We start from the raw sequence: 11075 nt of genomic DNA, 5'->3' as shown, positions 1-11075 counted from the left end.
TCGGAAAAGGTTTTCCTAAAGTCACCAAAGTGCTATTTAGGTCATCCCAGTAGATAGATGGGCGGCTCGTTCCCCCTGTACAATGAGATCACGGAGAGACGAAATACACGAGAGACAAAGGACTGATGGAGATGGAACAGGTTGCGAAAACGGCGTTGCCCGCCAAGATCAAAGCCCGCAAAGTTAAGACTCTCAACCAAGGCTACTGGCAAAGATACGGCGTTTTCTATCTGATGATGGCTCCCGCGCTGATCGTGCTGCTCATTAACAACTACGTGCCGATGATCGGCGGCCTGATCGCGTTCAAGAACATGACGTACGAGTCCCCGAGCTTTTTCGAAAATTTCAAAAACAGCCCTTGGTTGGCTTTCAAAATTTTGAATATTTGTTCAATTCGAGCGACGCATGGCTAATTACCCGCAATACGATCGCCTACAACCGGTGTTCATCCTCCTGAACCTCATAGTAGGCGTCGGCATCGCGCTTATGTTCCACAACATGAGAAGCAAGCTGCTCGCCAAGTTCCATCAGACGACGATGTTCCTCCCGTACTTTTTATCGATGATTATCGTCTCGTACCTCGTATACGGCTTCCTGAATCCCGATATCGGGGTCATGAACAAATCGTTCCTCCCGATGTTCGGCAACGACGAAGGAGTCATGTGGTACTCGGATCCGAAATGGTGGCCTCTCATCCTTCCGATAGTAAACACTTGGAAATTTATCGGGTACTATGCGGTATTTTATCTGGCGGCCATAATCGGGATCGACAATGAATATTACGAAGCGGCTCACATCGATGGCGCCTCCAAGTGGAGACAAGTATGGAGCATTACGGTGCCGCTCATCCGGCCCGTCATTATTATCCTCACTCTTCTGCAGATCGGCCGGATTTTCTACGCGGACTTCGGATTGTTCTTCCAAGTGACGCAGAACGCGGGCGCGCTCTATGACAAGACGCTCATTATCGACACTTACGTCTATCAAGGGTTTCTAGTCTCCGGCGATATCGGAATGTCTTCCGCAGCAGGGCTGTATCAAGCCGTCGTCGGCTTCGTGCTGGTTCTTTCGTCCAACCTCATCGTTCGTCGGATCAGCAAGGAAGACGCCCTGTTCTAAGAGCATTCGAATAAGGAGGCAAGTCCATGGCAACCGCGGCATTCAAAAAGAAAAAATTCGACGTCAACCAAATATCCGTTGGCTCCAACCTTGCGATCAATTCGTTCTTCTGGATTTACACGGCGCTGTGCGTTTTCCCGCTGCTGCTCGTCATCGCCGTATCGTTCTCGGATGAGAAGACGGTATTGATAAGCGGATACAGCTTTTGGCCGGAAAAATGGAGCATCGAATCCTATAAGTTCCTGTTCAACGACTACATGGCCATCGTGAAATCGTACGGAGTATCGATCTTCGTCACCGTCGTCGGAACGGCTATCTCTTTGACGATAATGACTATGTACGCTTATCCGATTTCCCGGCGCGACTTCAAGCATCGCAATCTTTTTTCCTTCCTTATGTTTTTCACGATTTTGTTCAATAGCGGTCTCGTTCCTTTTTATCTCGTATACAAGCAAGGCCTTCATCTTCAGAACACGATGCTCGTATTGATGATTCCGTTGTTCGTGCAAGGATTTTTCGTCTTCGTGATCCGGACCTTTTTCCAAAATCAAGTGCCTCCGGCTTTGATCGAATCGGCCAAAATAGACGGAGCAGGCGAGCTTCGAACATTTTCCAGATCGTCCTGCCGCTGTCGCTTCCGGTTCTCGCCTCGGTCGGTCTGCTCGTCACGCTTAACTACTGGAACGACTGGTTTCTCAGCGTATTGTTCATTCGCGACGACGGGCCGCAGACGATTCAATTCCGGATGTACCGCACGCTGCTCGACATCCAGTATCTCAGCTCCAACGCCCAGGCATACTCGGCCATCATGCAAGCGAATCCGAACTTCACGGTGCCGAGCGAAACAGCGAGAATGGCGATGGCATCGTCGGGATCGGGCCGATTATTTTCCTCTATCCGTTCGTGCAGCGCTACTTCGTGGCAGGCTTGACCGTAGGCGCGGTCAAGGGCTAAGCTTGGCTTCTACCGGTTACGGCCGGTTCTAGCATACGTATTCATTCATTAGAAAAGGGAGGCAACACCCATGCTCAAAACGAGCAAAAAATTCGGCAAGTCATCGGCCATTATGCTGGCAACGGCGATGTCCTTTGTCCTCATCCTGTCGGCTTGCGGCAACGACAAAAACAAAACCGGAGGCAACGAAGCGTCGCCTGTTCCGCCTTCGAGCGAATCCGCGTCGCCTACGGCAAGCGAATCTTCGTCGCCGGACACCAAGCTGAGCGACTACAACCTGACGCTCTTCCTGCCGGGTACGACTCCGAAAGACGAGCAGAAGGTCGAAGCCGAAATCAACAAATACCTCAAAGACAAAATCAACGCGACCCTCGATCTTCGTTTCGTCGACTGGGGGCAATGGGATAACAAGATGAACCTGGCCATTGCGAGCCGCGATCCGATGGACATTATTTTCACGGCTGCCTGGAACGGCCATGCCGCCAACGTTGCGAAGAAAGCGTTCCTGGCGCTGAACGATCCAAACGGCCCCAAAGGCAATCTGATCGAGCAATACGGCCAAGATATTACGGCTACGCTGCCCGAGCAGTTTCTCAAAGGCGCCAAAATCGACGGCCTCAACTACGGCATTCCTTCGAACAAGAGCTGGCGGAGCAGGCGGCATCATCTATCGCAAAGATATCGCCGACGAGCTCGGTCTGACGGACAAAATCGAAGCGGTCAAAACGATCGCCGATCTAGAGCCGATTCTGGCCGAAGTGAAAGCGAAAAAGCCCGATATGATCCCGGTTTTCATGCGCGACGGCGAGAACTTCAACGCTCACTATTTTTCCAAATTCGACTACCTCGGCGACAACACGATCGACGGCGTCGTCATGAAGGACGGCACGGATACGACGGTACTGGCCCGTTACGACCAACCGCGCTACAAAGAAACGTTGGCGATTACCCGCGATTTTTTCAAAAAAGGCTACATTAACAAAGACGCGGCTACGACGCAGCTCGGCGTTAACGACGCGATGGAAAAAAGGCAACGTATTCATGGTGCCGTCCCCGCTGAAGCCAGGCAAAGACGCGGAGCTCGCGAACGCTACGAATGCAAGCTGAAGCAGTCGCCATGACGGAACGCACGTAGCTACGAGCATACGGCCGCGCTATGCTGGCATTCCTCGACATCCGGCAATCCGACGCGCGATCATGTTCATCTGCATCCGGACGCCTGATCGATAGTTGCCGTATTATCGTCGAGTAATAATTTCGCCGCTGCGTATAGTGGTCGCTCGATGCCGAAGTTGATCAGGTTATTCAAGTACTTATCTAATGGAGCAGTTGATGAACATCATCGCGCGCTCGGATGCCGGATGTCGAGGAAATGCCCAGCATACGCCGTATCGCTCGTAGCTACCGTGCGTTCCGTCATGGCGACCTGCTTCAGCTTGCCGGCCAAGTTCGTAGCGTTCGCGAGCTCCGCGTCTTTGCCTGGCTTCAGCGGGGACGGCACCATGAATACGTTGCCTTTTTTCATCGCGTCGTTAACGCCGAGCTGCGTCGTAGCCGCGTCTTTGTTAATGTAGCCTTTTTGAAAAAATCGCGGGTAATCGCCAACGTTTCTTTGTAGCGCGGGGTCGTAACGGGCCAGTACCGTCGTATCCGTGCCGTCCTTCATGACGACGCCGTCGATCGTGTTGTCGCCGAGGTAGTCGAATTTGGAAAAAATAGTGAGCGTTGAAGTTCTCGCCGTCGCGCATGAAAACCGGGATCATATCGGGCTTTTTCGCTTTCACTTCGGCCAGAATCGGCTCTAGATCGGCGATCGTTTTGACCGCTTCGATTTTGTCCGTCAGACCGAGCTCGTCGGCGATATCTTTGCGATAGATGATGCCGCCCTGCTCCGCCAGCTCCTTGTTCGAAGGAATGCCGTAGTTGAGGCCGTCGATTTTGGCGCCTTTGAGAAACTGCTCGGGCAGCGTAGCCGTAATATCTTGGCCGTATTGCTCGATCAGATTGCCTTTGGGGCCGTTTGGATCGTTCAGCGCCAGGAACGCTTTCTTCGCAACGTTGGCGGCATGGCCGTTCCAGGCAGCCGTGAAAATAATGTCCATCGGATCGCGGCTCGCAATGGCCAGGTTCATCTTGTTATCCCATTGCCCCCAGTCGACGAAACGAAGATCGAGGGTCGCGTTGATTTTGTCTTTGAGGTATTTGTTGATTTCGGCTTCGACCTTCTGCTCGTCTTTCGGAGTCGTACCCGGCAGGAAGAGCGTCAGGTTGTAGTCGCTCAGCTTGGTGTCCGGCGACGAAGATTCGCTTGCCGTAGGCGACGCGGATTCGCTCGAAGGCGGAACAGGCGACGCTTCGTTGCCTCCGGTTTTGTTTTTGTCGTTGCCGCAAGCCGACAGGATGAGGACAAAGGACATCGCCGTTGCCAGCATAATGGCCGATGACTTGCCGAATTTTTTGCTCGTTTTGAGCATGGGTGTTGCCTCCCTTTTCTAATGAATGAATACGTATGCTAGAACCGGCCGGTAACCGGTAGAAGCCAAGCTTAGCCCTTGACCGCGCCTACGGTCAAGCCTGCCACGAAGTAGCGCTGCACGAACGGATAGAGGAAAATAATCGGCCCGATCCCGACGATGCCCATCGCCATTCTCGCTGTTTCGCTCGGCACCGTGAAGTTCGGATTCGCTTGCATGATGGCCGAGTATGCCTGGGCGTTGGAGCTGAGATACTGGATGTCGAGCAGCGTGCGGTACATCCGGAATTGAATCGTCTGCGGCCCGTCGTCGCGAATGAACAATACGCTGAGAAACCAGTCGTTCCAGTAGTTAAGCGTGACGAGCAGACCGACCGAGGCGAGAACCGGAAGCGACAGCGGCAGGACGATCTGGAAAAATGTTCGAAGCTCGCCTGCTCCGTCTATTTTGGCCGATTCGATCAAAGCCGGAGGCACTTGATTTTGGAAAAAGGTCCGGATCACGAAGACGAAAAATCCTTGCACGAACAACGGAATCATCAATACGAGCATCGTGTTCTGAAGATGAAGGCCTTGCTTGTATACGAGATAAAAAGGAACGAGACCGCTATTGAACAAAATCGTGAAAAACATAAGGAAGGAAAAAAGATTGCGATGCTTGAAGTCGCGCCGGGAAATCGGATAAGCGTACATAGTCATTATCGTCAAAGAGATAGCCGTTCCGACGACGGTGACGAAGATCGATACTCCGTACGATTTCACGATGGCCATGTAGTCGTTGAACAGGAACTTATAGGATTCGATGCTCCATTTTTCCGGCCAAAAGCTGTATCCGCTTATCAATACCGTCTTCTCATCCGAGAACGATACGGCGATGACGAGCAGCAGCGGGAAAACGCACAGCGCCGTGTAAATCCAGAAGAACGAATTGATCGCAAGGTTGGAGCCAACGGATATTTGGTTGACGTCGAATTTTTTCTTTTTGAATGCCGCGGTTGCCATGGACTTGCCTCCTTATTCGAATGCTCTTAGAACAGGGCGTCTTCCTTGCTGATCCGACGAACGATGAGGTTGGACGAAAGAACCAGCACGAAGCCGACGACGGCTTGATACAGCCCTGCTGCGGAAGACATTCCGATATCGCCGGAGACTAGAAACCCTTGATAGACGTAAGTGTCGATAATGAGCGTCTTGTCATAGAGCGCGCCCGCGTTCTGCGTCACTTGGAAGAACAATCCGAAGTCCGCGTAGAAAATCCGCCGATCTGCAGAAGAGTGAGGATAATAATGACGGGCCGGATGAGCGGCACCGTAATGCTCCATACTTGTCTCCACTTGGAGGCGCCATCGATGTGAGCCGCTTCGTAATATTCATTGTCGATCCCGATTATGGCCGCCAGATAAAATACCGCATAGTACCCGATAAATTTCCAAGTGTTTACTATCGGAAGGATGAGAGGCCACCATTTCGGATCCGAGTACCACATGACTCCTTCGTCGTTGCCGAACATCGGGAGGAACGATTTGTTCATGACCCCGATATCGGGATTCAGGAAGCCGTATACGAGGTACGAGACGATAATCATCGATAAAAAGTACGGGAGGAACATCGTCGTCTGATGGAACTTGGCGAGCAGCTTGCTTCTCATGTTGTGGAACATAAGCGCGATGCCGACGCCTACTATGAGGTTCAGGAGGATGAACACCGCGTTGTAGGCGATCGTATTGCGGGTAATTAGCCATGCGTCGCTCGAATTGAACAAATATTCAAAATTTTGAAAGCCAACCCAAGGGCTGTTTTTGAAATTTTCGAAAAAGCTCGGGACTCGTACGTCATGTTCTTGAACGCGATCAGGCCGCCGATCATCGGCACGTAGTTGTTAATGAGCAGCACGATCAGCGCGGGAGCCATCATCAGATAGAAAACGCCGTATCTTCTTTGCCAGTAGCCTTGGTTGAGAGTCTTAACTTTGCGGGCTTTGATCTTGGCGGGCAACGCCGTTTTCGCAACCTGTTCCATCTCCATCAGTCCTTTGTCTCTCGTGTATTTCGTCTCTCCGTGATCTCATTGTACAGGGGGAACGAGCCGCCCATCTATCTACTGGGATGACCTAAATAGCACTTTGGTGACTTTAGGAAAACCTTTTCCGATTACGGCTATTGGGAGTGCGAACGGCGCCGAGGGGTGCTCCCCCAGTTCACGCACACCGGCCCCGTTCCCCGCCAAATAAGGCACTCTCGGTTACTATCCACGCCCAGCGACCCCGTTCCCCGCCAAATAAGGCACCCACAGTTACTATCCTCGCCCAGCGACCCTGTTCCCCGTCAAATAAGGCACCCACAGTTACTATCCACGCCCAGCGGCCCCGTTCCCCGCCAAATAAGGCACCCACAGTTACTATCTCGGGCGGATGAACGGGAGAGCGGCGAAATAAGACACCCACAGTTACTATCTCGGGCGGATGAACGGGAGAGCGGCGAAATAAGACACCCTCGGTTACTATCTTCGGACGGATGAACGGGAGAGCGGCGAAATAAGACACTCTCGGTTACTATCTCGGGCGGATGGACGGGGGAGCCGCGAAATAAGGCACTCTCGGTTACTATCTCGGACGGATGAACGGGAGAGCGGCGAAATAAGACACTCTCGGTTACTATCTCGGACGGATGGACGGGGAGCGGCGAAATAAGGCACTCTCGGTTACTATCTCGGACGGATGGACGGGGGAGCGGCGAAATAAGGCACTCTCGGTTACTATCTCGGGCGGATGATCGGGGTGAGCGGCGAAATAAGACACCCTCGGTTACTATCTCGGCGGGCGGGGACGGGAGAGCGGCGAAATAAGACACCCTCGGTTACTATCTTCGGACGGATGAACGGGAGAGCGGCGAAATAAGACACTCTCGGTTACTATCTCGGACGGATGGACGGGGGAGCGGCGAAATAAGACACCCTCGGTTACTATCTTCGGCGGATGAACGGGAGAGCGGCGAAATAAGACACTCTCGGTTACTATCTCGGACGGATGGACGGGAGAGCGGCGAAATAAGGCACTCTCGGTTACTATCTCGGACGGGATGGACGGGGGAGCGGCGAAATAAGGCACCCTCGGTTACTATCCGCGTCCACTGGCGGCATGCCCCGCCCAATAAGGCACCCTCAGTTACTATCCTCGCCCGCCACCCGCCAATAGCCCCGCCCACCACCAGCCCGAGCCAAGAACAAAAAAACCCGTCTCTCATCGAGACGGGCGGCGCGAGCATTGCTATCAATGCAGCGTCTGGTGCTTCTTGCGATAATCCTGCGGCGTCATGCCGGTCATTTTCTTGAACAGCTTAGCGAAATAGGAAAAGTGCGTATAGCCAATCCCTTCGGCGATATGGCTCACCTTGTCGTTCGTATCGATTAGCAGCCGCTTCGCCCGTTCTATTTTCGCTTGCGCGATATAGTCGGTCAAGGAGAGCCCCGTCTCCTTGCGGAACATCCTCGATAAATACGCCGGATTACGGTATACCGCGCCGGCAATATCGTCCCGCCCCAATTCCTTATGGATATTGTCCTGGATGAACGATTGAATTTTAGCAATGACGGCAGATGCGTCGCGATGGCGATCCTGGAACGCCTGCCCCGCCTTCTGCACCATCTTGACCGCCCACGCTTGCATGTGCAGCGGCGTCCGGGCGAACTGTCCGTCGTTCATCTCCTGCACCGCCAGCGCGTCGTAGATCGAAACCCCTTTGCGATGCGCCGCCTGGAACAGCATATGAACGAAGCCGAAGTAGAACAGCTCAAGCGTCTCCCGGCTGACGCTCTCTTCCTGAAAACGGCGCAGCGTCTCATTAACCGCAAGAACGAGCTCATCGATGCTTCCGTTATCGAGCAAAATGCCCCATTCCATGAAGGAAGGCAAGCTCGGCCCGGCTGCGCTCCCGCCTAACGCTTCCCCGCTCTCCAGTCCGTCTACCACCGTCTGCGGATTGGAAATATTGGCGCGCTCCAGCTGCGACAGCCGCTCGACCGAACCCGCAATTTCGCCGATCCGGACCGTGTCGCCCACATAACAGGATACGCGGCAATGAAAATAATCGTTGGAAGCTCTTACGTATTGCAGGCATGCCGTCTTCAGCGCATCCCGGTCAGCAAGCGCCCCGTCGGGCAAATAGACGAGCACGAGATTGACGTCGTTGCGATCCTGGAGCACGGCCCCCTTCCGGTCGCCCAATATAATTTCGGCAGCCGCCTTGCGCACGGCATATTCCATGATGCTCTCGTCGCGAGCGTCCAGCTCGACGTCCCATTGCTCGATGCTGAGCAGCACCGGCAGCACGCGATCGCCTGCGGACAGCGGGATATCGTACATCGCGAACTCCCGGTCAAGGCGATCTTGTCCGGCAGGCCCTCTCCCGGCCAGCACCTCCTGCCAGAACTTCTCCACCAGAATCGGCAGCTGATTTTTCCAATGGCGACGATACTTCTCAAGCATTTCCTCGAATGCCTGCCGCTCCTGCCTCCGCTCGATTTCCTCAATGGCTCGCTTCACGATTTCTTTTAACACATCATGATCGACCGGCTTGAGAACATAATCGAAGCAGCCGTATTGAAGAGCCTCTTGCGCGTATTCAAACCGGGCGTGCCCGGTCAAAAATACCGTCAGCGTCGCCGGAGCCGCTTCCCGGATATAACGAAGCAGCTCGATTCCGTTCGCTCCCGCATTTCGATGTCCGAGATGACCAGATCGACCTTATTCTCCTGCAGCTTCCGCTTCGCCTGGTCCACGTTCTCCGCTTCGAGGATGACCGATATCGGCAGATCGCTCCAGTCGATTCCTTGCGTAATCCCTTTCAACGCGTAAATCTCGTCGTCCACAACCAGCATCGTCAGCAAAACGTTGCCCCCTTTCCGTATCATTCGCCGCTTTTTACAGTAACGGCTCATCCCTGCCGACCGGGAGCTTGAAGGCAGCGGGCAGCCAAATTTCGACGACAGCTCCCCCCTCGTCCGCATTGCGGAACACGATTCGGCCGCGTCCCCGTACAGCATGCGAAACCTTCGAAGGATGTTCCAAATTCCAAGATGCTGCTCTCCGGTTCCTGCCAAATACGCGTCGCTTCCCAAATCCCGAAGCATGTCTTCCGGAAACCCCGGTCCGTTGTCGCTCACCGTAATGACTACGTAGCTTCCGAGCTCGTCTTCGCCGTCCTCCGACCGAATCGCAATCCGGAACAAGCTCCCGTCCTGCACTCTCTTGTTAAACGCATGAATAACGGAGTTTTCGACGAACGGCTGAATCGTGAGCGGCGATATTTCCGCTTTCAGGTGCTCCGGCTTCACGTCGATTTCGAAATCTAGCTTCGTAACGTAGCGCACCTTCTGGATTTCCAGATAATGACCGATATGACGGATTTCGTCCTCCAACGACACGACCGGACGGTTGCTCTGCATGAGAAACCGGAAATAATCGGCCAGATGGAGCGATAGCTTCTGCACCGACTTAAAGTCTTTTAGCGCTGCCAAATTATAAATAATGTTAAGGAATTCATATAAAAATGCGGGTTGATCTGCACCTGCAAATGCTTGTACTCCGCCTTCTGCACCCGAAGCTGCTCCTCGTAGACGTCGATCTTCAGCTTTTCGATCTGCTCGGCCATCTGGTTGAACGATCCCGACATGAACGCGAATTCGCTGCTCTGGTTCGTCGGCAGACGAATGTCCAGCCGCCTTGCCCAGCTTGCGCATCCCTCGGATCAGTTCGACGAGCGGCTTAAACACAACCCTCTGAAGAAATAGCAGATAAAAGGACAGCAGCAAAGCGACAAGCAGCGGAATCCAGATGTAAAGCACCTTTTGGAAAAAAGGCAAGCTTTTCAAAATATACGATTCAGGCGTAATCAGCACGTAATTAAGGTCGGCGTATTGCGAATGCTTGGCCATGACCAAGTAATTTTCCCCTTGGGAACGAACGATCTTGTACGAATCGTTCATCCTCGTGACCGCGTCGAAAAAGTCGGGATCCTCCATGGGCTTGAACACGCGACTCGTCAATGAAACGCCTGACGAATCGAGAAGAAGCGCAGCTCCGGACGGGCCGACGTCGAAATTGGAGAGCACGCGCATCATGCTGTCGGAAGGAACGAGCGCGCCCGCATAGACGTTCAGGTCCAAATCGACCGCCTTGAGCAAATAATGATAGCCGCCCTCTACCGTTATCGATTCCCAGCGGTAATCGTGCTCGATCGGCCCGGTCAGATGAGTGCGGGACCATTCGTTAAGCGTCGTTTCCTTTTCTTCCGAGTTCGTGTTGTATTGGGTCGCGAAAATAATCGATTGTTCTTTGCGGGGGTACAGAAACAGCGTATCCAATATTCCGTATATGCTGGTCGAATCCAGCAAGGAATCGAGCGCGTATCGGTTAAGCAGCCGCAGCTTGGCCAGGATGTATTCGTCGGAGTCGGAAGATACGATTGGATGATCGGAATATCGGGATCCCGGGCGAGGCGCAGCAGATAGTAGCGGTAATTCCTTCAGTATT

9 protein-coding genes and 1 pseudogene are annotated in these 11075 nt (G+C 53.4%); 4 read left to right on the top strand and 6 right to left on the bottom strand.

Annotated features, from left to right (window positions below):
- Positions 1 to 125: 125 nt before the first annotated feature.
- From D3H35_RS34095 to D3H35_RS10620, 4 genes are read left to right on the top strand one after another with little or no spacing between them, the layout of a single operon-like run.
- On the top strand, positions 126 to 413 hold the full coding sequence (locus tag D3H35_RS34095) for a hypothetical protein (RefSeq protein WP_325050044.1): 288 nt from the start codon (positions 126 to 128) through the stop codon (positions 411 to 413).
- A complete protein-coding gene (locus D3H35_RS10630; RefSeq protein ID WP_325050043.1) occupies positions 406 to 1119 on the top strand; it encodes an ABC transporter permease subunit in 714 nt (237 codons plus the stop codon). Before D3H35_RS34095 ends, D3H35_RS10630 begins: the two co-directional genes overlap by 8 nt.
- A 26-nt stretch (positions 1120 to 1145) precedes the next feature.
- A complete protein-coding gene (locus D3H35_RS10625) occupies positions 1146 to 2105 on the top strand; it encodes a carbohydrate ABC transporter permease (protein WP_233567860.1) in 960 nt (319 codons plus the stop codon).
- 38 nt (positions 2106 to 2143) lie between these two features.
- Positions 2144 to 3052 carry an extracellular solute-binding protein gene (locus D3H35_RS10620; RefSeq protein WP_119149155.1) on the top strand — a complete coding sequence of 303 codons (909 nt, stop codon included), beginning with the start codon at positions 2144 to 2146 and terminating at the stop codon, positions 3050 to 3052.
- Between the two features lie 360 nt (positions 3053 to 3412).
- Here the strand turns inward: D3H35_RS10620 and D3H35_RS30310 are convergent, their stop codons facing one another.
- The 6 genes and pseudogenes from D3H35_RS30310 to D3H35_RS10590 all read right to left on the bottom strand — a co-directional run.
- Positions 3413 to 3598, bottom strand: coding sequence for a hypothetical protein (locus D3H35_RS30310; protein ID WP_147355808.1), 186 nt, complete (start codon positions 3596 to 3598; stop codon positions 3413 to 3415).
- Positions 3599 to 3638: 40 nt separating this feature from the next.
- Positions 3639 to 4547, bottom strand: a complete 909-nt coding sequence (locus D3H35_RS10610; RefSeq protein WP_119149151.1) for an extracellular solute-binding protein — start codon at positions 4545 to 4547, stop codon at positions 3639 to 3641.
- Between the two features lie 71 nt (positions 4548 to 4618).
- Positions 4619 to 5548: a carbohydrate ABC transporter permease gene (locus D3H35_RS10605; RefSeq protein ID WP_119149149.1), complete on the bottom strand. Its 930-nt coding sequence runs from the start codon at positions 5546 to 5548 to the stop codon at positions 4619 to 4621.
- 26 nt (positions 5549 to 5574) lie between these two features.
- Positions 5575 to 6460: pseudogene (locus D3H35_RS34770) on the bottom strand (ABC transporter permease).
- A gap of 1354 nt (positions 6461 to 7814) precedes the next feature.
- Positions 7815 to 9200 carry a response regulator transcription factor gene (locus D3H35_RS10595; protein WP_233567861.1) on the bottom strand — a complete coding sequence of 462 codons (1386 nt, stop codon included), beginning with the start codon at positions 9198 to 9200 and terminating at the stop codon, positions 7815 to 7817.
- On the bottom strand, positions 9197 to 11075 hold a 1879-nt coding region (locus tag D3H35_RS10590; RefSeq protein ID WP_119149145.1), incomplete at its 5' end, for a histidine kinase. The genes D3H35_RS10590 and D3H35_RS10595, both read right to left, overlap by 4 nt.

Origin of the sequence: Cohnella faecalis (assembly GCF_003570905.1) — a bacterium.
Classification (GTDB): Bacteria; Bacillota; Bacilli; order Paenibacillales; family Paenibacillaceae; genus Cohnella; species Cohnella faecalis.
This window is presented reverse-complemented; position numbering and strand designations above follow the sequence as displayed.